General features: G+C 66.5%; 22 protein-coding genes and 1 tRNA gene. 9 read left to right on the top strand and 14 right to left on the bottom strand.

The window, feature by feature from the left end:
* Positions 1 to 241 precede the first annotated feature (241 nt).
* From infA to FHW97_RS22320, 6 genes are all read left to right on the top strand, one after another.
* Positions 242 to 487 (top strand): translation initiation factor IF-1, encoded by a 246-nt coding sequence (infA, locus tag FHW97_RS01560; RefSeq protein WP_022675624.1) that lies wholly within the window; start codon positions 242 to 244, stop codon positions 485 to 487.
* Positions 488 to 521: 34 nt separating this feature from the next.
* Entirely contained in the window at positions 522 to 1,106 is a 585-nt protein-coding gene (locus FHW97_RS01555) for a nucleoside triphosphate pyrophosphatase (protein ID WP_171797813.1), read from the top strand.
* Between the two features lie 7 nt (positions 1,107 to 1,113).
* Positions 1,114 to 2,127, top strand: coding sequence for a ribonuclease E/G (locus FHW97_RS01550; protein ID WP_171797812.1), 1,014 nt, complete (start codon positions 1,114 to 1,116; stop codon positions 2,125 to 2,127).
* Positions 2,124 to 2,291, top strand: coding sequence for a DNA gyrase inhibitor YacG (yacG, locus tag FHW97_RS01545; protein ID WP_062786044.1), 168 nt, complete (start codon positions 2,124 to 2,126; stop codon positions 2,289 to 2,291). Before FHW97_RS01550 ends, yacG begins: the two co-directional genes overlap by 4 nt.
* Before the next feature lie 137 nt (positions 2,292 to 2,428).
* A tRNA-Phe gene (locus tag FHW97_RS01540) sits at positions 2,429 to 2,504 on the top strand.
* 151 nt (positions 2,505 to 2,655) lie between these two features.
* Positions 2,656 to 2,925 carry an Arm DNA-binding domain-containing protein gene (locus FHW97_RS22320; RefSeq protein ID WP_369801217.1) on the top strand — a complete coding sequence of 90 codons (270 nt, stop codon included), beginning with the start codon at positions 2,656 to 2,658 and terminating at the stop codon, positions 2,923 to 2,925.
* A 37-nt stretch (positions 2,926 to 2,962) separates the two neighbouring features.
* Here FHW97_RS22320 and FHW97_RS01535 read toward each other — a convergent pair whose 3' ends face one another.
* The 10 genes from FHW97_RS01535 to FHW97_RS01490 all read right to left on the bottom strand — a co-directional run bounded on the left by FHW97_RS01535 (position 2,963) and on the right by FHW97_RS01490 (position 17,581).
* Positions 2,963 to 3,217, bottom strand: a complete 255-nt coding sequence (locus tag FHW97_RS01535) for a hypothetical protein (protein WP_171797811.1) — start codon at positions 3,215 to 3,217, stop codon at positions 2,963 to 2,965.
* A gap of 244 nt (positions 3,218 to 3,461) precedes the next feature.
* Entirely contained in the window at positions 3,462 to 5,474 is a 2,013-nt protein-coding gene (locus tag FHW97_RS01530) for a glycoside hydrolase family 97 protein (RefSeq protein ID WP_171797810.1), read from the bottom strand.
* The gene (locus tag FHW97_RS01525; RefSeq protein ID WP_171797809.1) at positions 5,474 to 7,933 is read right to left on the bottom strand and encodes a TonB-dependent siderophore receptor; all 2,460 of its coding nucleotides are present in this window, start codon (positions 7,931 to 7,933) and stop codon (positions 5,474 to 5,476) included. The genes FHW97_RS01530 and FHW97_RS01525 overlap by 1 nt, the downstream gene beginning before the upstream one ends.
* 248 nt (positions 7,934 to 8,181) lie before the next feature.
* Positions 8,182 to 9,231 (bottom strand): LacI family DNA-binding transcriptional regulator, encoded by a 1,050-nt coding sequence (locus FHW97_RS01520; protein ID WP_054130731.1) that lies wholly within the window; start codon positions 9,229 to 9,231, stop codon positions 8,182 to 8,184.
* A gap of 29 nt (positions 9,232 to 9,260) precedes the next feature.
* Positions 9,261 to 10,541, bottom strand: a complete 1,281-nt coding sequence (locus tag FHW97_RS01515; RefSeq protein WP_054130732.1) for an MFS transporter — start codon at positions 10,539 to 10,541, stop codon at positions 9,261 to 9,263.
* Between the two features lie 104 nt (positions 10,542 to 10,645).
* Positions 10,646 to 12,031, bottom strand: coding sequence for a TolC family protein (locus tag FHW97_RS01510; RefSeq protein WP_054130733.1), 1,386 nt, complete (start codon positions 12,029 to 12,031; stop codon positions 10,646 to 10,648).
* Positions 12,028 to 13,146, bottom strand: coding sequence for an efflux RND transporter periplasmic adaptor subunit (locus tag FHW97_RS01505; RefSeq protein WP_216647598.1), 1,119 nt, complete (start codon positions 13,144 to 13,146; stop codon positions 12,028 to 12,030). Before FHW97_RS01505 ends, FHW97_RS01510 begins: the two co-directional genes overlap by 4 nt.
* Before the next feature lie 3 nt (positions 13,147 to 13,149).
* A complete protein-coding gene (locus tag FHW97_RS01500) occupies positions 13,150 to 14,844 on the bottom strand; it encodes an ABC transporter ATP-binding protein (protein ID WP_171798174.1) in 1,695 nt (564 codons plus the stop codon).
* A gap of 176 nt (positions 14,845 to 15,020) precedes the next feature.
* Positions 15,021 to 15,932, bottom strand: a complete 912-nt coding sequence (locus FHW97_RS01495) for a hydrogen peroxide-inducible genes activator (RefSeq protein ID WP_168352689.1) — start codon at positions 15,930 to 15,932, stop codon at positions 15,021 to 15,023.
* A 368-nt stretch (positions 15,933 to 16,300) separates the two neighbouring features.
* Positions 16,301 to 17,581 (bottom strand): capsular biosynthesis protein, encoded by a 1,281-nt coding sequence (locus tag FHW97_RS01490; RefSeq protein WP_171797808.1) that lies wholly within the window; start codon positions 17,579 to 17,581, stop codon positions 16,301 to 16,303.
* A gap of 245 nt (positions 17,582 to 17,826) precedes the next feature.
* On the opposite strand from FHW97_RS01490, the gene FHW97_RS01485 reads away from it, so the two are divergent.
* Entirely contained in the window at positions 17,827 to 19,311 is a 1,485-nt protein-coding gene (locus FHW97_RS01485) for an LTA synthase family protein (RefSeq protein ID WP_370525292.1), read from the top strand.
* Positions 19,312 to 19,323: 12 nt separating this feature from the next.
* Here the strand turns inward: FHW97_RS01485 and FHW97_RS01480 are convergent, their stop codons facing one another.
* Positions 19,324 to 20,130: an SDR family oxidoreductase gene (locus tag FHW97_RS01480; RefSeq protein WP_171797807.1), complete on the bottom strand. Its 807-nt coding sequence runs from the start codon at positions 20,128 to 20,130 to the stop codon at positions 19,324 to 19,326.
* A 70-nt stretch (positions 20,131 to 20,200) separates the two neighbouring features.
* On the opposite strand from FHW97_RS01480, the gene FHW97_RS01475 reads away from it, so the two are divergent.
* Entirely contained in the window at positions 20,201 to 20,809 is a 609-nt protein-coding gene (locus FHW97_RS01475; protein ID WP_171797806.1) for a sterol desaturase family protein, read from the top strand.
* A gap of 20 nt (positions 20,810 to 20,829) precedes the next feature.
* Complete coding sequence (locus FHW97_RS01470) at positions 20,830 to 21,630, top strand: aspartyl/asparaginyl beta-hydroxylase domain-containing protein (protein WP_171798172.1); 801 nt, start codon at positions 20,830 to 20,832, stop codon at positions 21,628 to 21,630.
* 290 nt (positions 21,631 to 21,920) lie between these two features.
* Here the strand turns inward: FHW97_RS01470 and FHW97_RS01465 are convergent, their stop codons facing one another.
* The 3 genes from FHW97_RS01465 to FHW97_RS01455 are packed head-to-tail and all read right to left on the bottom strand — an operon-like array spanning position 21,921 to position 25,341.
* Entirely contained in the window at positions 21,921 to 23,111 is a 1,191-nt protein-coding gene (locus FHW97_RS01465; protein WP_171797805.1) for a glycosyltransferase family 1 protein, read from the bottom strand.
* The gene (locus FHW97_RS01460) at positions 23,108 to 24,721 is read right to left on the bottom strand and encodes a beta-3-deoxy-D-manno-oct-2-ulosonic acid transferase (protein WP_171797804.1); all 1,614 of its coding nucleotides are present in this window, start codon (positions 24,719 to 24,721) and stop codon (positions 23,108 to 23,110) included. The genes FHW97_RS01465 and FHW97_RS01460 overlap by 4 nt, the downstream gene beginning before the upstream one ends.
* Positions 24,718 to 25,341: a histidine phosphatase family protein gene (locus FHW97_RS01455; protein ID WP_171797803.1), complete on the bottom strand. Its 624-nt coding sequence runs from the start codon at positions 25,339 to 25,341 to the stop codon at positions 24,718 to 24,720. Before FHW97_RS01455 ends, FHW97_RS01460 begins: the two co-directional genes overlap by 4 nt.

Here is a 25,341-nt window from a genome sequence, read left to right as displayed (position 1 = left end):
AATCGTATCAATTTGTCGTCCAGCGCGGATGAACATCGGCTGGCCGGGCGCGGTGCCGATGCCCGGATCACCACTGGAACCTGGCTGCAAATGCGGGGCTTTTCTTTTGCCGGCCGGAACGCTATGGGCGCCACGCGCGTCGTTTTATCGCGACCCCCTCGATCATGGCTATGCAGCTTGCGCCACGTCGGTGCCGGTTGTCTTTCCGGCCATTCAAGACAAAAGGCTACTGACCCCGCCGATGGCGAAAGAAGAACTCCTCGAGATGCGCGGCACGGTGGTGGAACTGCTGCCCAATGCCATGTTCCGCGTGCGTCTGGAAAACGATCACGAGATCCTGGGCCACACCGCCGGCAAGATGCGCAAGAACCGCATCCGCGTGCTGGTGGGCGACGAAGTGCTGGTGGAACTCACCCCTTACGATCTGACCAAGGGGCGCATCACCTACCGCTTCATGCCTGGCCGAGGCGGCCCCGGCCAGTACTGATGCCCGGGCCTGTACCGTTGCCGGGCTCGTTCTGATGACTGCGACTGTGCCGCCGCTGGTGCTGGCCTCGGCCAGCCCGCGCCGGCGTGATCTGATCGCGCGCCTGGGGCTGGTGCCCGATCGCATTATCGCCACCGACATCGATGAAAGCCCGCTGCCGGGTGAGACGCCGCGTGTCCACGCCGTGCGCCTGGCTGCGAAAAAGGCCCGCGCGGCGGCGGCACTCGCGCCCGATGGCGCCATCCTTTCGGGCGATACCGTGGTCGGCGCCGGGCGTCGCATCCTGCCCAAGGCCGAGGACGAGGCCACCGCGCGCCACTGCCTGGCGCTGCTGTCGGGCCGCCGCCACCGCGTTTTCTCCGCCGTTGCCCTGCTGATGCCCGATGGCACGCTGCGCGAAGCGTTGAGCGAAACCATCGTGCGCTTCAAGCGCCTCTCCGAAGCTGAGATCGACGCCTATATCGCCGGCGGCGAATGGCACGGCAAGGCCGGCGGCTATGCCATCCAGGGCAGCGCCGAAGGCTTCTGCGCCTGGCTGGCCGGCAGCCATTCGGGCGTGATCGGCCTGCCCCTGTTCGAAACCCGGCGCCTGCTGGTGGCCGCCGGCCTCTTGGCCTGAGCACGCCATGACCGCCACCTGGCTGGTGGAAGAAGGCATTGGCGAAACCCGCGCCGCCCTGGTCGATGGTGCGCAGATCCTGGCTGCGCGCCTTGCATGGCCGGGCGGGCTTGCCGTGGGCCTGGTAGCGCCCGCGCGCGTCGCCAGCCGCCTTGCCGGCACGCGGCGCGGCACGGTCCAGTTTGCCGACGGCGCCGTTGCCCTGGTCGATGGCCTGACGCCCGACCTGCACGAGGGCGCCAGCGGCCTGTTCCGCGTCACGCGCGCCGCCATTGCCGAAAAGGGCCGCACCAAGCTGCCGATGGCGCGCCCTGCTGCCCCTGGTGAAGAGGCCTGCCCTGCCCCCACCCTGGCGCAGCAACTGGCCGCCACCGGCCAGCCCGTGCGCCTGATCCACGCCACCGATCCCGCGCTCGACCAGGCCGGCTGGGATGACCTGGTGGACGAGGCGATGAGCGGCGAGATCGCCTTCGCGCGCGGCGCCCTGTGCATCAGCCCGACCCCGGCGATGACCCTGATCGATATTGACGGCAGCCCGCCGCTCACCGCCCTTGCCCTTGCCGCAGTGCCGGCCATCGCCGCCGCGATCATGCGCATGGATATCGGCGGGTCGATCGGCATCGATTTCCCCACGCTGGGTGAAAAGCGCGATCGCCAAGCGGTAGATGCGGCACTGGCGCAAGAACTGACGGACCGCGGCGCACAGACCGGCTGGCGTGGTGAGCGCACGGCCATGAACGGCTATGGCTTCGTCCAGCTGGTCAGCCGGCTGGAGCGCCCGTCGCTGCCCGCGCTGTTTGCCCGCCACCCCTTGGGCGCGGCGGCACGGCAATTGCTGCGCCGCGCGGAAAAGGTGCGCGATCCCGGCGCCTTGCTGCTGACCTGCCACCCCGCCCTGGCGCGTGCCGTGCTGCCCGCCTGGCAGGATGAACTGGCCCGCCGCACAGGCCGCATGCTGCACTGGTCGCTCGACGAAACCCTTGCGCCCACCGCCGGATTTGCCCAGGCCATCACCCCATGACCACCACCCCCAAGCGCTGCCCCATCTGCGGCAAACCGCGCAGCGATGCACACAAGCCATTCTGCTCTGCCCGCTGCCGCGACCGCGACCTGATGCGCTGGCTGGAAGACGGCTATGCCCTGCCCGGCCCGCCCGCCGACGCCGAAGAGGAAGGCCCGGATTGAAGCGCGGCGAGCCCGGGTCCAAAAAACCGATTGTGGAAAAATAGATGCAATTGAGGGCTGGACAACCTCGGGCCACCTCGCCATAGGGCGCTTCACCAAACGCAAGGCGCCGGCCAAACGGCCCGCCAGCGCGGCAAGCCCGGGTAGCTCAGTTGGTAGAGCACGTGACTGAAAATCACGGTGTCGGCGGTTCGATTCCGTCCCCGGGCACCATTGCCCCTTCCAGACCTATTCGCTGATATCCATAAGTGTCCGAAAAACCCTAGCGTTTTCGACGTTCAGGGCACTTTGCGCGTCCTGCATCGTCCATTGACGTTCCCCCAAAGCCGGATTTTTGTGTGGTAAGATTGTGGGACGAGCCCATATGTCGAACTCACATCGACTTACGGCGTTAAAAATCAGCAACTTGACCCAGCCCGGCCGCTACGGCGACGGCAAAAGCCTGATGTTGCTGGTTCAGGCCTCGGGCCACAAATCCTGGGTGCTTCGCCTCACCTCCAACGGCAAGCGTCGCGATTTCGGGCTGGGCGGTTATCCCGGCACCAGGGCTCCAGCCACGTTGACCTCGGGGAGGTGCGCCAGAATGGCATCGAATTCGGGACGGTCCAGCCAGTCCGGGCTGACGGCCAGATGACGCAGGGTGTGATCGGGATCGATGCGGCTGGGTCATTTCATAGCTTTGGGTACCCAGCGTGGCGCCAATCCAAGGGGGTGCCAGGCGCGACCGAGGGCTGGTCTTCGGGAAAGAACGTGATGCCCAGTTGCCGCGCCAGGGCATAGTCTGGGTCGGCCAACGTGGCATAGCGCAAGCCATGCCGCTCGGTCGGACCAAGGTCGACCGGGTTCTGTGCACTGACGGCATAGAGCGTAATGCCAGTCGCCTGTAATGCCGGCCACAGCGTGGCATCGTAATAGGGCAGCGCCAAAAACTAGGGGCTACTCATTTCTCACCTTGGGAATCCCAAAAATTTATTTTTCTGCCAACGTAGTGCTAGGCGGCGTGGACAAATTCCACAACGCCACGGCTGGAGGCAAAAACCGCCAGTTTAAGTAGGCGAGGAAGCGGAATGTCGGGAATATTGCGCGACGAGCCGACGCGGAAATGGCGGTTTTTGGTCCAGCCCGGCAGGGGTTGCGTAATTTGTACAAGCCGCCAAGTCCGATCGACTATCAGCGCAGCATGCGAAACCGGATCGCCTGCCCCCCGCCCCGCGCCAGATCAAGCGCAAGGGTGTCTCGCGCCGTAACCGTTTGCCGGCGGATCGCAACCTTTTCGGGTGCGGTGCGCCAGTCCGCGCCCGGGCCATCAGCATAGATCGTCGCTTCATACCGCGCGCCGGCGTCGAGGAAATCGAGCGGGACGGTCAGCCTGCGGGCGGTATCGTTGGTGATCGCGCCCAGATACCAATCCGGGCTGTGCCGATCGCGCCGGGCAACGACCGCATATTCGCCAATCGCGCCCTGCAGCGTGCGGCTTTCCTCCCAATCGGTCGGGACATCGTGGATAAAGCGAAAGGCATCGGCGTGCTCGTCATAATGCTCGGGCAGGTCAACCGCCATCTGCACCGGGCTGTACAACACGACATAGAGCGCCAGCTGGTTGGCCAGCGTGGACGGCACGCGGTTGTCAGGCCGGTTGGCGCGATAATCGAAATGGACCACGCCGGGCGTGTAATCGAACGGGCCGGAAAGTAGCCGCGTGAACGGCAGGATGGTGGTATGGTCGGGTGCATTGCCGCCATCGGGGCTGCCGCCGTTATACTCTTGCCCCCGCGCGCCTTCGCGGCTCATCAGATTGGGCCAGGTGCGGCGCAGACCGGTATCCTTGACCGGTTCATGCGGGAAGATGGCGATATGATGCCGTGCCGCTGCGGCGACGACCGTTTGCAGGCTCTGCACCGCGTATTGGCTGTCGGGCCATTCGGTCTGGTCGAGCCGCGTGCCGACGTAGCCCAGCTTGATCGCCCGCACGCCATAGCGATCGTAGTAATCCAGCGCGGGCTCAAGCTGGCTGAGATAGTCCTTCACCTGCGCGCCGGTTTCGTGATGGCCGATCAGGTCCACCCCCTTGGCGCGGGCATAGGCGGATACTTCGGCCATATCGAAAGCCGGTTGGGCACGGTCGAACACGAAACGCGAATGGCCGTTCTTCCACCATTCCGGCACGTCCCAACCCACGTTCCAGCCTTCGACCAGCACGCCGGCAATGCCATGCTGCGCCGCCCAATCGATATAGGATTTGGCCCGCGCGGTGGTGGCCCCCAGCTTTGGCCCCGGCTCCCAGGTCAACAGCCCGGTGTGCATGGCCCAGAAGATGCCGATGTATTTTTCGGGCTTCACCCAGGATACGTCACCCAGGCGGTTGGGCTCGTTGAGATTGAGGACAATCGTCGAATCCGCCAGATGCGCCGCGTCGGGCGCCACCATCACCACCCGCCACGGGGTTACCGCTCCACCATGCGTCCGCGCCCGATCGCCATTGGACCAAGGCGAGAGATCGGCCTTGAGAGTGCGGCTGTTTTCATCAGGCATTCGCAGGTTCATCGACGGGAAATCGACCAACGCCGCCTCGTGCACCGCCAGGGCAACGCCATCGCCTTCGAGGGTCAGCGGCGTCTGCGCGGTCTGGATCGCGGACAGCGCCGAGCGGCTGTATTCGTACTCGCTGTATTTCTCGCGATAGGCCGGGATCGACCAGGCGCGGTAATTCTGCGCGAAGTGGAACTCGGTCTCCTCATCGCTGATCACCAGCGGCTGCTGCGCCGAGCCTGGCAGGGTATAGCGGAAACCGAAGCCATCATCGAACACGCGGATCTCGACGCCCAGCTTGCGGCCGTCTGGCGCGGCAAGCGTGGCAACCAGGCCGCGATAGTGCTCACGCATCTGCCGGCGTTCGCCCCATGGCTGGGTCCAGGGCCGGTCGAGTTCGGTCGCCCGGCTCGCCACCAGCGCGAGGTCATGATCGATCGGCGCGGCATCCTTGAACCGGAAGCCGAGCCGCGAGCGATCGAGGATCGGCTTGCCGTTGTACCGCGCACGGTACACCGCCTCGCCCTGGTCGACCGCCAGATCAACCACAATCCGGCCATCGGGCGAGGTGACCGTCTGCCACTCCTGCCCCAGGGCAGGAGTGGCCACGACCAGCGCCGCGATCCCGGCGATCATGCCAAGCCGCTGTTCCATCAGAAGTTATACGTCAGGCTGGCGCGAACGCGGCGGCCAAAGATCGGGCGACCCTGGAACGCCGTTTCCTGCACCCCGACGATGGAGCCGGCGCGCGGATTGCCCTCGGTCAAGCCAACGGTGTTGAACAGGTTGGTCGCCACCACCTGGGCCTGAAGCGCGTCGGTGATCTTCCAGTTCGCACCCAGCCGCACCTCGGTATAGTGCGGCAGGACGATGGTATTGGCCACGTCGACATAACGCTTGCCGGTGTAGGCCGCCTCCCCAAAGATGTTCACCCGGTCGCGCAGCAGATGCAGCGTTGGCCGGATCGAGAACTGCACCTCTGGCTGGCGCACGATCTGGTTGCCGCTAAAATCGAACGGGCCGTTCGCGTCCTGTCCGGCAAAGCTGGTATAGGTGATCTTCTGGTAATTGCCGCTGGCTGCCAGTTCGAAGAAATCGGCCGGACGCAGCGAAAGTTCGACCTCGATACCGCGCGATTCCGCCGCTGCCTTCTGGTTGATGGTCTGCGCCTGGCCATTCGGCCCGGCAACGGTCGTCTGGAAGGCGACGTTGGGAAACCGGTTATAGAACAGCGTGACAAAGGCCGAGAACGGCCGCGTTGCGTATTTCACGCCGCCTTCGACCAGGTCGATACGGTTTTCCACCGGCACGCCGCCAAACCACTGAACGAACTCCGGCGTCACGCGGAAGCTGCGGCTATAGCGGGCAAAGGCCGCAACGCGCTTGCTGAACTCATAATTGGCGCCAGCAGAAAAGGCCCATTGCCCGGTCTTGAACCGATATTGCGTGTTGGCGCCGGTGAAGACCAGCACGTTGTCATCGGCAATGGTCGAGGGATCACCCAGGTTGGCGCTGGTGGTCTGCGCAATCGTGCCTTCCTTGGCGACGTGGTGATACCGCGCCCCCAGATCGATGCGCAGCTTGTTGGTAACCTGCCAGGCATCGGTCAGGTACAGCGCATTGACCGTCACATCATCATGGAAACGCTGCAAATTGCTGTGCAGATTGAGCAGCCCGTCCTTGGTCAGCGCCACGGTTTGCTGCCCCGCGGCGTTGAGCCCGACCACGTCGAAATAGCGCGGACGGTTGACGCCTTCGACCAGGATATCGTTCCAGTTCCAGTTTTGCGTCTGGTTGAAATGGCTGAAGTAATAGCCAGCGGTCAGGGTATGCTGGCCCATGCCGGTGTCGAGCTTTTTGGTGATGGTCAGATCGTTGATCACGTTCTTGACGTTCACCACGGTGTTGAAAATGCTCTCGGTCAGGGCAAGCTGATTGCCCAGCGCCGATGCCTCCACCGTCTGGCCATTGCTGGCATCGCGATAGACGGCCGATACCGTATCGGGCCGTGCGGCCTGCAAGCGAGTCAGTGCGTTCGCCAGAAAACCCTGGCTGGTGGCGACGCCGGAACTGAACAGTCCGTTGAAATCAACCGTGCCAGACGTGTAGCGCGCGCGGTCGTTGATCTCCCAGCCATCGCCCAGCGGCTTGTTGAAGATGGCGGTAAAGGTGTCGGTATTGGTGTGGATGCCTTGGGTGAGATCGACATTTTTGTCGAACACGCCATTGCCATCGGGCACGGTCAGCCGGCCAAAGGCATTGTTGACCAGCGTTCCCGTGCCGGCATCAAGGCCCGGCAGGCCCTGGCTGGGGCTGGCCAGCGGAATGGCGGTATAGAAGATGTTCTTGTCGTTGAGCTTGCGATAGCTGACGAACAGCGAGCCGCTATCGACAAAGTCATACTGCAGACCAACGCGGAACTGGCCACCCTTGTTGCCGGTAAAGCCGGGGTCCCTGAGGCCATTGTCCTCGCGATAGAAGCCGCCGATCGCAAACGACAGGCGATCGGTCAGCGGGCCCGAGACATTGGCATCGAGACGATAATGATCCCAATCGCCGATCTCGCTCTTGACCATGCCCTGGAATGTGCGGGTCGGGCGCTTGGTCAATACGTTGACCACGCCGCCCGGGGCATTCGACGCGGTGATTGAGGCCGAGCCGCCGCGCACGATCTGGAGCGAGTCGATCGTGGCATCCACGCGGAAGAACTCGTCGGCGTTGGTAAAGGCCCCCGCCCCTTCCTCCCAAACCGGCAGGCCATCTTCGAGCAGCGGCAGATAGCGATAGTTGTCGGCCGGCAGACCGCGCGAATAGACGTTGTTGCCAACTTCCCCGCCCGAGCTTTCGACATAGATACCCGGCGTCGAGGCGATAAGATCGGCAATCCCGAGCGGCGCCTTCTGCGCGATCGCCTGCGGATCGATGGTGGTGATGGCGTACGATGTTTCGAACTTGCGGGTGCCCGTGCGCGTACCGGTCACGATGATCTCGTTGAGACCAAGGTCGCTGCCCTGTGCCGCGCCAGCGGCGGGCGCGTCGGCGGCAGCGGCAGACTGGGTTGCCGAAGACTGAGTTGGTGAAGACGGGGCGGATTGCGCCAGCGCGGGAGTCATCGGCCCCATCCACGCAACCGAAGCCATCAATGCCAAACGACATGCACGCATGATAATCCCCTCCTAGACGCCTCTGCTGGGCGGCACACCTGATGCGAGGGAAAGTGACCCGACTTGCAAACTTATGCAAATATTTTCTGCAAACGATTGCAATTTACATGGCGAGGTACATACTATCCGATTTTATGATAATTTTTCCAGCGTCTTATGCATGAACATCATCATTATTTTGCACAAACGATAGACGCTCAGCGCCCGCAGGATTCCCGAATCATCAAGTTCGTCGGCAACCGCTCCGACTTGGCGCGATGGCCGTCGACAATGCGCAGCAGTTTGGCCACCAGCAGATTGCCCGCCTTGATCACATCCTGCCGGATGGTGGTGAGCCCCGGCGTCGACAGCGCGGCTGCGTCGATATCGTCATAGCCAATTACCGCCACATCATCGGGCACGCGGATGCCCCGCTGCCGCAGCGTCTGGATCGCGCCAAGCGCCACCAGGTCAGATGCGGCAACGATCGCATCGAATGCGATGCCCCGCTCGAGCAGATTGTCGACCGCTTCTGCGCCTTCAAACTGCCCGGCCGTCGGCGTCTGCACCATGTCGGGATCAAACGGCACATCGTGCGCAGCCAGTGCCGCGCGATAGCCGTCGAGCCGGATCGCGATCTGCGAAAACGGCGTGCGGGCGGCGGGAATGGGGGGCATCGCACCGATAAAGGCGATGCGCCGCCGCCCTTTGCGCAACAGATGCGCCGTGGCCTGGAAACCGCCTTCGTGATTGTCGCTGCCGATCGAGCAATAGCTTTGCCCTGCCACTTCCACGCCCCAGGCCACCAGCGGCTTGCCCATGGCGGCATAGCGGTTGAGCGTATCGTGAAACTGCGACTGGCCCAGGAAGATCGTCCCGGCATAGGCGCTCTGGTCCAAAAACTGCGCCAGCGTGGCATCGTCATAGGGTGTTTGCCACACGATCGAGACATCGCGCCGCCGCTCGCGCAGCGCAGTGCCAACCCCGCCGATCAGCGCCAGTTCGAACGGGTTGGCCAACTGGCTGCCGTGCGCGGTTGCCACCGGCACGACCAGGCAGATCTGCTCCGACAGCGATGTTTGATGCCGGCGCACCCGCTGCGGCACGTGAACATAGCCCAGCCGGTCAGCGGTGCTCAGCACACGCTCGCGCGTCTCTTCGCTGATCGCGCTGTGCCCGGTCAGCACGCGGGATACGGTCGCCACCGATACACCTGCTTCTGCGGCAACACCGCCCAGCGTTGGCCCGCCGCGCTTTACCCGCGCCATGATCTGCTCTGCTTTTGCATTAGCTTGCACTACGCTGTGGCATCGCGCTCGTCCATGCCTGACAGACACAGGCTCAGCAGCGCACCAGCGGCCATCAGCCCTCCGGCCAGGGGCAGCACCGGCCAGGCCATTCCGCCGAGCAGATGCGCGATGACCCAGCCCATGCTCACCCCGGCAAACAGCTGCGGCACCACGATGAAGATGTTCATCACCCCGATGAACATGCCCGCCGTCGCACTTGATACCGCCCGCCCAGCCAGCACGAACGGCGCGCTGAGGATCGAGGCATAGGCGATGCCGATCAGGACCGCGCAACCGATCAGCCCGGCAGGATGGGTGAGCAACGCCAAACCACTCAGCCCCGCTGCCCCCAGCGCCAGCGCCGCGGCATGCACACGGGTGACGCCAAAGCGGCGGAACAGCCTGGGCAGCAGGAAGGCAAACACCCCGGCAACGCCGTTGTAGGTGCCGAACAGCACGCCCACGAAGTCTGCCCCTTTGCCATAGGCCGCGTCGAATGGCGACGTGGCACCATAAAGCTGCGCGGCGACCACCGGCGTGGCATAGACCCACAGCAGATAGAGCCCGAACCAGCTGAAAAACTGGATCACCGCCACGGGCCGCAGCGCATGCCACAGCGCGGCGACTTCCGCTTTGCGGCCCATCGTGGCCGCCGCTTTGTCATCCCCCGCGCCACTGCCCGGGGGTTCCTGCACCCGCGCCACAGTCCAGCCCACCGACAGCGCCACGGCGATTGCAGCGGCAACGAACGCCACCCGGATCGAGGGTGCGGTCTGGCCCGGCAGCGCAACATTGGACCAGCCGCCCCAGGCCAGCAGGATCGGTGCGCAGGCGCCCGCCAGCGCGCCCAGCCCGATGAAAACGGTCTGCATCGCATAGCCGCGTGCGTGTTCGTCGGGCGGCAATGTGTCGGCCACCAGCGCGCGATAGGGCGCATGCAGCGCGTTCATCGCCGCTTCGAGCATCCACACCGCCGCCACCGCCACCACCAGCGATGCCGCCAGCGGCAAGGCGGCCAGTGCCGCGATCACCACCAGCGCCGACAGCAGGATATAGGGCCGCCGCCGCCCGAACCGCGTGGGCGCCCGATCGCTCAGCGCGCCAACCACCGGCTGCACCAGCAACCCGGTCACTGGCCCGGCCAACCACAGGATGGCCAGTTGATCGACCGACGCGCCCAGACCCTGGAAAACCCGGCTCAGGCTGGCGCTCTGGATACCGAACGCGATCTGCAGCCCGAAATACCCGACGCTGAGATCGATTGCCCGCACCCGCACGATCGGCCCCACACTCTGCGATCCGTGACACGATCGCCATCGATATGCCATTGGGCCGATCATAGTGGACCCAGGCCTTGAAGCTACCGCTATTCGGTGGAAAGCCGAGCAACCGTTCAATCCAAGCCCAGGCTGGCGCTGTCCATCAGGCTGGCGGCGAGTTCGGCACGGGCAGCGGCGTGGCGGTATTGGGCGTCGATCTGGCGCAGTTGTGCGTCGGCGGCGGCTTCCTCGCGCAGGTTCACCGGCAGGAAATCGCTCGCGCCCAGGGCAAAGCGGCGGCGTTCGGCTTCGGCCATGCGGCGGGCCAGGCCTGCCTCGTCGCCGGCCAGCGTGGCCAGGCGCTCCGCCCCGCTGACCTGCACACGCAGGCTGGCAAGATCGGCGGTGATCTGCTGCTCGGCCAGGCGCAGGCGGTGCGTGAGGGCATCCGCATCGGCCTGTGCCTCGGCCAGGCGGCCGCGCGCGGCGCGCTGTTCCAGCGGCATCGACAGGCGCACCCCGAACATCACCTCGCCCGGCACGCGCGTGGGGCTGCCGCTGCCGAAATCCTTGGCCGCCTCGACCCGCAGATCGAGCCGGGGGAGCAGATCGTTGCCGGCCAGGTCACCGCGCAACCGCGCCTGCTCCGCCCGGTTCAGCAGGATCTGCAGATCGGGCCGCCCAGCCAGGACCGTGGCGGTATCCGCCAGGCGCGGCGCGACGCCTTCGGGAAAGGCCGCGGGTAGGTCTTCCGGCTGCGCCACCACCGGCTGGCCCAGATCATCGCGCCAGAACAGCGACAGCGCCTGTGCCGCTACGGCCAGATCCTGTTCCGCGCGCACCAGCAGCGCTTCGCGGCGCACGATGTTCTGGCGGTTTTCCACTGCCAGCACTGCCGGGCGCGCGCCCAGCGTCACCTGCCGCTCGATCGAGGCCTGGCGTTCGCGCGCCAGGGCCAGCAGATCGCGATATGTGCGCATGCGCAGACCGGCCGCCACCCACTGCTGATAGGCATCGGCCGCGCGGCGCTGCACGCCGATCATCACCATCGCCTGGTCCAGCCCGGCGATCTCAGCATCGGCCTGCGCCTGCGCCAGCTTGGTGCGGCGTTCATCCACCAGCCGATCGCGCAGCAGGGAAAACACGGCGCCGGCGCGCGCTTCGCCTAGAGCATTGGTCACGTTCTTGCCGTCATAGACGGCAAAGCGCCCGCTCGACACGCGATAGCCGCCATAGACCTGGCCACCATTGGTGGCGAACGGCCGGGTCAGCTTCGCCTCGGCCAGGGCATTGTCGTAATAGCCGAGCGGGCGGGCCTGCACTTCGGCATCGAAGACCATGTCGAACAGGCCTTGCGCGGCCAGCGTGCGGGCATCGGCCGCGCGCTGGCGGGCCATGGCTTCCAGCACCAGCGGCTGATGCCGGGCCGAGGCGCGCAGCACGGTATCGAGGGTGAGTTCGCCGGCCCAGGCCGCCTGGCTGCACAGCAGAGCGGCAACAGCGAGCAGTGTGCGGATCACTTTTCTTCCTCCCCGCCGTCCTTGGTGCTATCCTTGGCGGGCTTGGCCTTCTTGGCCGCGTCCTTGTCGGCCAGGCCTTTGCCGGCGCCCTTGCGCGGGCCGGTTTCCACCGGGCGCTGGAATTCCAGCGGGAAATCGTTGAGCTGGCGCCACAGTTCATAACCGACCGAGACGGTTTCCATCTGGATCCAGCCGCGCACGCGCGAACCCAGGCGGGTGAACTGGTTGCCGGGCCAGGCCGGCTTGCCCGGCATCGGTTCCACCAGCACGCGGAACAGGCCGCTGGCCTGGGCCGAAGGATCGATGCTGCGCACGCGCCCATCGAACATGCCCTGCGCCACCGAGGGCCAGCCGCTGAACTGGATCGCTGGCCAGCCTTCGAAATGCAGCCGCACCGGCTGGCCGCGCCGCACCAGCGCCACATCGCGGCCATCGACCATCAGTTCCACCACGCGCACCGCGCTTTCCGGCGCCACCGTGGCCAGCCAATCACCCGCGCTTACCAGCGTGGCACCGGCCGCCGTATTGAGCGACTGGATGCGCCCATCGCGCGGCGCGCGCACCAGCTGCGCCGACTGGCGCGTGCGGGCAATGTCGACGCGGCTGAGCTTGGCGCGCGCCTCGGCCAGCTTGGCGCCATGTTCGGCCACCTTGATCTGCGCGTTTTCAAAATCGCGCCGCGCGGCCAGGCCATCGGCCAGCAACTGCGCCGAGCGGCCAACGTCGATGCGCGCCACGGCCATGGCCTGTTCGCTGGCGCTGATCTGCGCCAGCACCTGCGCGCGCTCGGCCGCCAGGCGTTCGAGCAGGCCGGGATCGTTGTCCACCACCCGCGCGATCGGGTCACCCGCCTTTACGCTTTGCCCGTCGGTCACATACCAGCGCTCCACCCGGCCGGGCACCAACGCAGTCACCTGCTGCACCCGGTCTGCCGGATCGAGTGCAACGATCTGCCCCGTGCCGGGCGCAGTCTGCACCCAGGGCACGAACAGCAGGCCCAGCACCACCAGCGGAATGGCAATGCCGATCATCCAGGCCACCGCCACCGCGGTGCGGGGCGGGCGCAAGCTGGCCAGCGTGGAAAAGCGCGTCATGTCTTGGGCATGGCTCGCCATGGCTCAATCCTCCTTGCCGGCAGTGGGCGGGGCGACGGGTTCAACAGCGGGGCGATCAGCGCTGCGCTGCTGCGCGGTTTCGCCCAGGCGCAGCCAGGCATCGTGGGCCGGCCCGCCCGGCCGGTCGGTAAAGTGCAGCACGGTGGTGCCTTGCGGGCGCAAGGCGTTCAGCACGCGGGACAGGCGCGCCGGGTCGAGCATGTCGTAGAGCGGAGAGAGCATCAGCACGCGTGGGCTGGCGAGGATCGCGCCGGCCAGCTTGAGCAGCATGGTTTCCCCTACCGCCAGCGGCCAGCCCGAACTCGACAACATGGTATCGAGGCCCTGGGGCAAGGCGCTGACACGCTCTTCCAGCCCGACCAGCGCCAGGGCATCAAGCATCGCCCCGCCCTGCCACTGCGTATCGGCACGCCCTGATCCTGCCCGGCCCGATCCCGATAGCCGGAGATAATCGCGCACGGTCATTTCCACGATCGTCGGCCGATCGAGCACGATCACATCGGCCCGCAGCCGCACCATGTCGAAACTGCCCAGGTCTGCGCCGCCGACGCGCACCAGCCCACGCTCGGGCGTGGCCAGCCGCTTGAGCAGGGTGGCGACACTGCGCTCCACCCCAGGCGCGGCGAGCACGCCGACGTGCTCGCCGCTGTCGATCGCAAAGTCGAGGCGATGATTGCCCAGGACAACGCCCTGGAAGCGGATGGCGCCGTGGGCCGGGCCGATGGCATCGGCTGCCGGCGGCGCTTCCTGCGGCACGTCCCAGAACAGGGCGAGTTCCTCCAGGCCCGCGGCCAGGTCGTAGAACACTTCAAGATAGCCGCCGAGCTGGGCAATGCCATAGAACACGCCCGACAGGATCAGCTCGGCCGCAACCAGCTGCCCCACCGACAGCTCGCCCTGCAGGATCAGCCAGCCACCCATCGCGAGCAGCCCGGCGCTGGCCAGGGCATAGAGCAGCAAGAGGCACAGCGTCTGGCTGAAGGTGTGGCGAAAATGGCGGCGATGCGCGGCCACATAGGTGGCGGTCATCGCCTCGCTGCGGTCGATCGCAAAGCTGATGTGGCGGCCGGATTTATAGAACCCGTTGGAGGCGCCCAGGCTTTCCAGCCAATGCGCGGCGGCATGCTTGGCGTGGCTCTTGGCCACGGCGCTGTCGAGCGAGGGCAACAGCCAGGCGCGCCAGATCACCAGCACGACCAGGACCAGCACCACGTTGAACGCCAGGAAGAACGGGTGATAGAAACTCGTCACCACCAGCCCGACCAGGCTTTGCAGCACGATGGCAAAGCCGCCGATGACCAGGCTGGTCAGCGCCTTTTGCACCGTGCCCATGTCGAAGAAGCGGTTGAACAGATCGCCGTGCCGCGCATCGACGAAGAACGGGTTCTGCGCGTGGATCGCCCGCGTGGTGATCTCCGCCATCAGCCGGGCAAAGAAGCGCTGCTCGAACCGCGCCATCACCGCCACGCGTAGCGCCATCAGGGCGCCGGCCAGCAGCAGCAGGGCAAAGAGCACGAGCGCGAGCGTGAACAGCGGCGCGGGCAGTGCGATGTTGGCCACGGCGTTGATCAGCAGTTGCACCGAGATCGGCGTGGCCAGCGACAAGAGCGAGATCGCCGCGCCGAATACCAGCGCCAGGCGGATGAAAGCCTTGTCGGGCGCCATGACCAGGCTGGCCCAGCGGCGCAAGTCGCGCATGGTTGGCCGGTGGCTGTGATGGTCGCCGTGGTGGTGTGGCGAATGGGCGGCGGTATGGTCGCGGGCGTCCATGAACGGGCGGCTTTCCTTGGCGGGCTAAAGGTGTGCCCATCAAGATGACGATCGCCGCGTGATCCGCCAATACGGTGGTCACCTATCGATCCGATAGGTTTTTCCTATCGCTGGGCAATGCTCCGCAATGTCTCGGCGAGGAGCATGAGGTCGCCCGACCGACCCGCGCCGATGCGCCAGATCAGCCCGATTTCGCGATAGGGCCGCCCGCCGGCAAAGGGACGCACCACCACGTCGCCCCCCTCGGCAATTTCCTGGCGCACATAGAGTTCGGGCAAAAGGGCCAGCCCCATGCCCATTCCGGCCATCTGCCGCACCGCATCGAGGCTGGTGCCCTCGTAATCGCGCAAGACCTGCGCGCCGCAGCGTTCGGCCAGGGCTGCCACCTGTTGGCTCAGCCGGTATTCGGGTTGCATGGTCAAGAGACCGCGCCCGGCGAGATGCTCGGGCCGCACCACGCGCACCGCCGCCATGGGATCGTCGGCGGCCATCGCCAGAAACATCGGTTCACGAAACAGCCGCTCGATATGAAAGCGCGCGTCGGTGACGGGCAGTTGCAGCAGCACGGTATCATGGCGCCCATCGCCCAGATGGTCGAGCAGGGCATCGGGCAATCCTTCGCGCACGTGCACCTTGAGATCGGGATGCGTGGCGTGCAGCCGCGCCACCAGTTGCGGCAGGATATAGGGCCCGAGCGTGGGCGAGACGCCCAGGCGCAGCGTGCCGGCCAGTTCGCCCTGGCGATGGCGCCGGGCGAGATCGGCAAAGCCTTCGGCCTCGGTCAGCACGCGCCGCGCCGCCGCCACCGCCTCGCGGCCCAGCGGTGTCAGCACCATGCGCCCGCCCCGTTCGGCCACAGCGCCACCCAGCAAGCCTTCCAGCAGGTGGATCTGTTGCGAGAACGAGGGCTGCGACACACCCATCGCCGCCGCGCCCCGGGTGAAATTGCCGCAATCGGCCAAGGCAACCAGGCAGCGCAACTGCCGCAGGCTGGGCCAGGCCAGGCTTTCGGTCATGGCTCAAGCGCTCCCTTCCATCGCCTTGCGCACTCTAGCCGACTTTGCTGCCGGAACCCAAGCCCCGCAAACACTGTCTATAAATATGATAATTGCGCGAAATGCAACTGCAACGCCGTTATTCGCATTTGTCAGCCCCAGCGATCTGGCCCATCTAGAGCGGGCCTTTCAGGCATCCTCTCCCAAACTTTCCAAGGCCGGTCGCAAGATCGGCCTTTTTTTTGCCCGCTTCACCGCCATGATGATCGTTAACAGCGGCGAAGCGATGGGCAGATCACCGCGTCGTGCAGCTTGGGCAGGACAGCGGGAAGTCCGCCCTGCTTTCCCCATGCGTCACTTGCACAGAACGCATCGGCTTGTTCCGGGGCTTATTCCGGCGCGATCGGTCGACGCTCCAACCGGGCCACGGCGTGGCGCACCACCTTTTGCAGCGCGGGCGCGGAAAAGAACCCGCCCGGAATCAGGCAGCGCTCGATCAGCACGCGGCGAAACGCGGCAAACGTGGTGGCGTCGGGCGGCACCGGGTTGGTCCAGAACGCGTCGAGCCCGTCCTGATAGGTGATATCGGGCATGTCATAGACCGCGTGGCCCAGCGCCACGACGGGGATGCCCTCGGCCAGGGCCAGGGTACCGCTCGTGCTGTTGATCGTGACCACGCCCAGCGCCCTGCGGGTCACCGGCACGATATCGCCCATGCTCAGGTAATCGACCCGGTCAGCCACGCCGAACAGGCGCGCCAGGTCGGCCGTCTCCTGCTGCCAATCGCGCACCCCATTGTCGAGCGGATGCTCCTTGACCACCAGCCGCACATCGGCCGGGGCGTTGGCGGCAAAGGATTCGAGGATCAGCCGCAGCGCGTCGGCAATGCCGGCGAACGGGGAATGCAGGCGGATCTGCGCATCGGAATCGAGTTGCAGCGGAAACAGGAAATAGCGCTCTCCCGCTGTTTCCAGGCGGTGCAGCAGGGCATCGGCCTCGCGCTGGCGCAGCTTACGGCGCGACAGCTTGCGCCACCAGCCCATCGCCTCGACCAGCGGATGCCACGGGCGATGGTTGGTCCAGTGCGGATAGTGCCACCGCGTGAACACGTCGGCGCAGTTGTAGAGCAGCCCCTCGGCCGCACGGCGGCGGAACGAGGATGGCACCTGGGCATGGGGCGGCACCGGCGGCAGCGTGGCAGCGGTGGCGCGATACCACGCTGGGTCGCTCGGCAGCCGGGAATTGCCGTTCACCCCGCCCAGTTCCAGCGTGACCCAATCGGGCCTGACATAGCCTTCCTCGAACACGTGGACCGGCACGCCGCGCTCCTTGCAGATGCCGGTGGCAGGGCGGTGATGATCGCGGCAATCGCCGAACAGCACCACGTCGGTCACGCCCTTGTCAGCCAGGAACTGCGCAAAGAATGCCGGCCAGCGCTCCAGCGAATCGCGATAGTCCACGCCGTTGGGCAGGCGCCAGAACAGCCGATCGCCGCCGTTGAAGTTGATCTTGTGCACGGTGTGCCCGGCCCGCAGCAAGGCCTTGCCCAGTTCGTGGAACAGCGGACCCATCAGGCCTTGCAGCAACAGGATCGTGCGCGGCGCCCCGTCGTGATCGGGCGTGGTATCGGCAGCCCGGACCGTGTCGGGCGCAATGGACAACTCTTGCATTCGAAAGCGATACTCCGTCGAGAAGACCCGGCGCGCCGATGACCGCCGCGGCGGCACGGCCATCTTCGCCGCCCGCCCCGGTCTTCTGCCCGAAGCGTTACCCGCGCGAATGGCCAACCACAAGTTCCCGCCGCCACACCGGATCGATTCGTCCCGGCGTGGTGGATGACAGCCGGCGCCGCCCCGGCTATGAGCCGCGCCGGCGCAGCCGGGTAAGTCCGTGACGCCGCGGATATGGAACAGGCGTGACGTTGCACAGTCATATATTTCAAGTTGTTGTCGCAGCGCTGGCGCTGGTCTGCGGCGGCGCAGCGCTCGATGCGCTGGTCCATCCGCGGCCGCGCCATGGCCTGCGCAGCGTGCCCGGGCTGGCGATCAATGCCGGCGTGCTGCTTGGCGTGTTCGGGGCGATCCTGGCGCTTTGCGGCAATCCCCTGGTGGCCTGCGCGCTCAGCCTTGGGCTGGGCGCCCTGTTCACCGTTGCCTCCAACGCCAAGAACACCATGCTGGGTGAACCGCTGCTGTTTTCCGATTTTGCCCTGATCGGTGCGGTGTTTCGCCATCCGCAGTTCTATCTCTCGGCCGTGGCGCCGTGGCAGCGCGCGGTGGCCAGCCTGGTCGCGCTCGCACTGGTCGCCCTGCTCTGCCTGCTGTTCCGGGCCGACGGGGTGATGCATCTTGCCGGCCTGGCCCTTGCCCTGGGCGCGGCCGCCATGCTCGCTATCCTGCAGGGCAGCCCAGCGTTCCGGGCCATCGCCGCCACCCCCGACCCGCATGGCGATGTGGCCCGCCATGGCCTGGTGCCGGTGCTGCTGCTCTATTGGCGGCGCTGGCGCGACACGCGCGACCCGCCGCCCTGCCCCGCGTCAGGCCGCCCGGCGCGCGACGATGCGCCCGAACTGGTGGTGGTGATCCAGTGCGAAAGCTTTGCCGATCCGGCCGATCTGTTCGATGATGCGGCGCTGGCGCTGCCCGGGCTCGACGCGGCGCGCGGCCTGGCCTGGCAGCACGGCCGCCTGCATGTCAGCGGCTTTGGCGCCTATACCATGCGCACCGAATATGGCGTGCTGTTCGGGCGGGAAGAGGCCGAACTGGGCTTTCGCCGCTTCGATCCATTCCTCACCGCACAGGGCGAAGGATCGTGGGCCTTGCCGGCCCGGCTGCACCCGGCCGGGTGGGACAGCGCGTTTCTGCACCCGCACGACATGCGCTTTTACGGGCGCGACCGCATCATGCCCGCAGGCGGCTTTGCCCGCCTGGTGGGAGAGACGCACTTCGCCCCGCCCGCGCCGGATCAGGGCCGCTATGTGACCGATGCCGCAATGACCGACGTGATCCTCGACACGTTGCAGGCCGCCAGCGCGCCGACGCTGCTCTATGCCGTGACGATCGAGAATCACGGCCCCTGGGCAGGCGATGGCCAGGAAGAACTGGTGCCGGGTTATATGCGCCTGGTCCGCAACAGCGATGCCATGCTGGCGCGCCTGGCCGATGGCCTTGCCGCACTGGCAAGGCAACGCGGAAAGCCGGCGGCGCTGGTGTTCTTCGGCGATCACTGCCCCAGCATTCCCGGCGCCACCACGCCGGCGGGCAAGCGCCACACGCCCTTTGTCATCATGCGGTTCGACGATGCAGGGCAGCCGATGCGCGGCGATGACACTGCGGCAGACCTGACGCCTGCCGGCCTGCACCACACCATCCTCGACATGATGCTCGAACCCGCGCGCTAGCGCACCTTGCACTCAAGCCGGCGGCGCGAGCGACAGCAGCAACCGGTCGCGCCAGGCGCGTGGCAACAGCCGATCCAACCAGCGCAGCACCACGAAGGGCCAGGGCAGCACGAGGTGCGCGCGCCCCTGCTCGGCCGCGCGCACGATGCGATCGGCAACCACGTCGGGCGCCATCAGCATCGGCTTGGGACCGGGCACCTGGCGCCCGGCCGCCGTATCGATGAAACCCGGTGATACCAGCGTGACGCTTACCCCATGGCCGCGCAGCGCCAGGCGCAGTGCATCGGCAAACCGCGCCAGGCCTGCCTTGGTTCCGGCATAGGCCGTGGCAAAGGGCAAGGAATGAAACCCGGCGGCCGAACCGATCAGGACGATGCGCCCCTTGCCCCGTGCTGCCATGGCCTGGCCCATCGCGGCAGCCAGCGTGGCCGGGCCGGTGAAATTAACCAAGGCCAGCTCTGCTACCAGGCCAGGTTGCTCCACACGGTCATCAGCGGCGCGAATGTCACCGCGCCCTTGGGCAAAGACCACCATGTCGAACGGCGTGGCCGCATCGTCTGCCGCGATCGCGGCCAGGCCGGCGGCAATATCGCGCAGGTCCAGCGAACGCGTCTGCGTCACGGCTCCTGCTGCACTGCACAATGTTGCGGTATTTTGCAGGCGCGCAAGGTCTCTGCCCCACAGCACAAGCAGGGTATCGGGCCCGGCAAGACGCTGCGCGATGGCCGTGCCCAATCCCCCCGACGCCCCGACAATTAAAACCGATTTGGAGTAATTAACCACCGGTATTATGTCCTTTTTGTAACGGCTTCCGGTCATCGCAAGGAAGTAGCATTTAGCAGCATCAATGCTTGACAATGCATGGGCGATGATGTCCAGCATCATCAAGATGCTTTCTTCCGAAAACATACCGCAGCGCATCAGGCTGTTTCGCAGTGACGGCCTTGAGCGCCTGACGCTGATTTCGTGGCGCACGTTCGCTCTCGCCTGGGCGATGATTCTGCCCGGCATTGCCTGGGTTGCCTGGGGCACGGCCAGCCCGCTTCACGCGCTGGGTCTGATCGGTGCCGGCCTGCTGGGCTGGACGTTGTTCGAATATGCCATGCACCGCTTCCTGTTCCACTGGCATGTCAATGTCGCGGCGGTGCAGCGATTCGTGTTCCTGATCCACGGCAACCACCACGACAATCCCAACGACGGGCTGCGCGATCTCATGCCGCTGCCGGCCAGCCTGCCGGTGGCGGGCGCGTTGTGGCTGGCCGCGTGGCTGGCGATCGGACCGGCGGGCAGCTGGCTGTTCCTCGGCTTTATCAGCGGCTACGTGGTCTATGACACGCTGCACTATGCCTGCCACCAGTGGCCGATGCGCGGCCGCATCGCCATGGCGCTCAAGCGGCACCACATGCGCCACCACTTCGTGGATGGGCACGGCAACTATGCCGTCTCGGCGATCTTCTGGGATCGGGTGTTCGCCACCAGGATCAACTCGCTGAAGTGACACGGGCTTAAGTGACGCAGATGGCAGGTGATCGCCAACCTTCGCAATGGCAGCAGACCGTCAATGCCCGCGGCTGGAAAGTACCGCTGCTGGGCAAGTCGCTTTATCAGATCGGCAAGGAGCTGCGGCCCAAGATCGATGGGGTGATCATGCGCAACTCGCTGATCCCCGACGCGGCGGTGCAGGACAAGGCGTTCTTCCCCTGGATCGCGCAGCTTGAACAGCACTGGGAAGCCATTCGCGACGAAGCCCTGGCGATTCGCGCCAAGGACATCCCATCGCTTGGCGATCTGTCGTTCGACCATGGCCGCATTGCCAAGGACCGCCGCTGGCGCACGTTCTTCTTGAAGGGCTATGGCTATCGCATGGCCGCCAACGCCGCGCGCGCGCCGATCACCGCCCGCCTGATCGAAGCGATTCCCGGCCTCGTCACCGCCAATTTCTCGGTCATGGAGGCAGGCGGCCACATTCCCCGCCATTTCGGCATGACCAAGGGCATGCTGACCTACCACCTCGCGCTCAAGGCCCCGCGCGAGCGCGAGAAGTGCCGCATGAACCTCGAAGAGGGCGAGCGACTGCACGTGCTCCACTGGGAAGACGGCCAATCCTTCCTGTTCGATGACATGTTCAACCACGAGGTGTGGAACGAGACCGACGAGGATCGCTATATCCTGCTGATCCAGATCAAGCGCCCCTGCCGCTTTACCGGCAACCTCATCCAGAACATCTTCCTCAAGGCGGTGCGCCACTCGCGCTTCGTCAAGGACATCACCCGCGCAATCAACCGCCAAGCCGCCAACCGCGACAGCGAGCCGGCCTGAGTCTGCTGCGCCGGGCGAGTTTCCAGCATTGAGCGGGACCCCGGATCAAGTCCGGGGTGACGATAAGTAGATGTATTCGTTTCTTTCCTTCGTCACCCCGGACTTGATCCGGGGTCCCGCTTCTTCTTAAAGCCTCGCACTGCGGCAAAGTCTCGCACCGGCTTCAAGCTTCACACGAAGCCACCAAGGCACGAAGGAAGGATGAAAGTACACTTCTTCGTGCCTTCGTGTCTTCGTGTGAATTTTCAAGAGATCAGACCGCCGCTGCCGTTGCGCAGACTAGCCCTGCGTCACCCCGGCAGCCGCGCCAGTGCCGCGACGACGGTATCGAGGTGCTCGTCCCAGGTGGGATTGTGCCAGCCAGGGATGCGGCGCAGTTGCGCCTGGCGCATCGGCCCATCTTCGGCAAAATCCACGATGGCACGGGTCCAGGCCGGCCCGTCCAACGGATCGAGATAATCCGCCACGGGGCCGCCCACCTCGCGCAAGGCGGCGATATCGCTGCACAGCGCGGGCGTGCCTACAGCCAGTGCCTCGGCCACCGGCATGCCATAGCCTTCGGCAAATGAAGGCATCAGCAGCCCCTTGGCGCCACGCAGCACCGCCGATAGCTGGCGATCGGGACAGCCGCTCCATTCCTCGACATGGCCCTTGAGCGCGGGGCACCGCTCCAGCAGATCGACCACCTGCTCGTTCTCCCAGCCGCGCCGGCCGATGATCACCAGCTTGGGCACGCGGCCCGCTGGCAAGGTTTCGGCCAGATGCCGCCAGACATGCAGCAGCAGCAGGTGGTTCTTGCGCGGCTCGATCGTGCCCAGGCAGACGAAATAGGGGCGGCCATCGCCCGCCCATGGGGCTGCCGGCGCCATCGGCACGGTGCCGAGCAGCGCCACCGCCATCGCGATCGACCGGCCCGAGCGCGCGATCCACGGCTGCATCGCGCGCCCGGTCGCCGCTGAATTGACGATCACCAGATCAGCCAGGCTGGTTACGGTCTCGATCCGACGCTGGTGCAGCGCGGCGCCATCGGGCCGGGCATATTCGGGAAATTCCATGGGAATGAGATCGTGCACCAGGCAGGCGAAATGCGCGTTTTCCTGCGCCAGGATGCGGCGGATCTTGCCGGTCTTGGCCAGGTGGTGCGGGGAAACCTGGATATAGACCGCGCGCCGGCCCCTGCCCCGCGCCCGCCGTGGCAGCAACTGGAACAGCAAGGGCAGGTTCGATATGACCGAGCGCCGTTCGGGGCTGTTTTCCTCGCGCGACCAGCGGCGTTCCAACTCGTCGAAATAGGGCAGGATCGCATCGCGGCGAAGGCGGCCATAGAGCCCGGTGGGATGGACCGCGGCAAAGTCGAGCCCATCGCCAAAGCGCGCCAGCAGGCCGCGCACATAGGCCATTTCCACCCGATCCACCCCCGAAGGCGTCGAATAGTGCATCCGGGAAATCAGCCGGGAAACATCGAGGATCATCTGGGTCATCGTAGGGCCGCCATGATCCGCCCCTGGATGCGGCGCAAGGGGGCGATCCAGCGCAGGCGGTTGGTGGCGCGGGCGCTGGCCATACGATCGACCAGAACCTCGGGCGGGCATGGCAGGCCGGTCACCGGATCGAGATAGCGTGGATAGAGAATCAGCACGCCCGCCACCAGCGCATCGAGCGACAGCGCCCGCCCGCGCCGATCGGGCACCGGCGCCAGATCGCGCGTCAGCCCCCAGCCGGCATAGAACGGCGTGCCATGGCACACCACCGCGCGCCCGCGCATCAGCGCCTCGAACCCGGCCAGCGAGGTGAGAACATGCACGGCATCGACCGCATCGAGCAAGGGCGCCATGCCCCCACCCCGCACCACGCGATCCGCATGGGCCAGGATCGCCGCATCGGGCACGGCGCCGCGGCGATGCCCGGCATCGACATCGGGATGGGGCCGAAACCAGATTTCGGCGTCGGGTTCTGCCTGGCGCGCGCGCCGCACCAGTTCGAGATTGGAGGCAAGACCATGCCCGCCAGCCTTGACCGACATATCGTCTTCCACCTGCCCCGGCACCAGCACCAGGCGGCGGCCTGGCGCGGCCCGGGCCGGCACGCTGGCGGCGGTATCGGCGGCATACTTGCTGATCCCGGCGGCCACGATCGTGGCGCGCAGGGCGCGCGCGCGATCGAGCAGGCGCTGGGGAAAAGCGGCCGTGGCCAGCAGCGTTTCGAGGTCGCTGGGCGCCGCCGGATCGAAATGAATACCCTGCGCGTCGACCACCACCGACGAAGGCGGCACCAGGTCTACCCCCAATCCCACCGAGCGGACGAAGCCGTCCTCCACCCGCACCAGCGGCACGCCGCGCTGCCGCGCCCGCGCGATCAACTGCGGCGAAACGCGCGAGGGCCAGATCGCCACGGCGCCCTGGGCCCGCTGCGCCCGGGCCAGGGCAAGACCTGGATTGCGGAAGAAGCGCAGACGCCGCGCCGGATGCCACAGGAAGCGGCGAATCTCTGCGCGCTTCCACCAGGCCATGCCGCTCGCCACGGCAATGCCGCGATTGCCGTCGAGCGCCGCGCGCCAGGTGGCCAGAACGTCGATGGTTGCGGCCAGCCCGGCTTCCCCGCCGGTGAACGGATCGCGATAGCGCATGCTGGCGAGGGCCAGCGCCGCCCGATGGTCCAGCGCCGCGTCTCCATCGCCCGGCGCGCCAAAGCAGCCAGGCGAAAGCACGTCCACCGCCACGCCGGCACACCGCGCCAGCGCGATCCATTCATCGTCGCCATGCGCCACCAGCCGCGCGGCCCGATCGAGCACGGACCAGGGATCGAGCGTGGCGGCCTCATCGGCCACAAGCCACAACGCCTGATCCGGCGCGCGGCCGGCCAGCGCCGCCATCTCTGCCCGATCGCGCGGGCGCAAGACCACGGGCCACGGCCCCAGCGCTGCAACCGGCACGCCCCAGAAGCAGCCCCCCACCCGCGCGGCCCGGATATCGGCAAACAAGGCGCGCGCTTCCTCTATGGCCGCAGCCGAGGGCGACGAGACGCTCTCGCCGCTTACGCCAGCGTCTGCCCAGGGAAAGGGCGGCGCACGCAACAGGGGCGCTGCGCTCATGGCCGAACGTTCCAGCTTTCCACCCGCAGCGTGCCGTCGGCATCGCGGCAGATCACGCCATAGGCGCCCGTCGCCAGCTTGAGCGGGCGATCAGCCACCGCGCCGATCGCCAGCAGCGCAAACCGCGCCGCGCCATTGCTGGTTACCAGCAGTGCCGGGCCGGTGGCCGTGGCCAGGAACGCGTGCCAGGCGGCCAGGCGGCTTTCCGCATCGACCTGCCAATCGCGCGGCGCCACGCCATGCGCGTCCCAGGCGGCCAGGGCCTCGGCGCCGATGCGCGCGATCACGGCGTCCTCGCCCTGATTCTCATCCGGGCCATGGTCAATCTCGCGCAGCCAATCGCACGGTTCGGGCACCAGGGCTGGCGCATTGGGCTGACAGGCCAGGATCGCCGCCGCCGTGGCGCGGGTGCGCGCCAGGGGGGAAACCAGCGCGCGGGCAAAGTGCCAGCCTTGCGCGGCGAAGTGGCGGCCGAGCGCCGCGCCCTGTTCCTCGCCAGCGGGGGTCAGCGGCAGGTCGGTGCGCGCGCCGATGCGGCGCGGCGCTTCGCCAGTGGCAAAGGTGTTGCCATGTCGCACGATTACGAAACGGGCCCCCGCCCCGCGCAGGTCGCTGCCCAT

Source organism: Novosphingobium sp. SG754 (genome assembly GCF_013149315.1).
Taxonomy (GTDB): domain Bacteria; phylum Pseudomonadota; class Alphaproteobacteria; order Sphingomonadales; family Sphingomonadaceae; genus Novosphingobium; species Novosphingobium capsulatum.
This window is presented reverse-complemented; position numbering and strand designations above follow the sequence as displayed.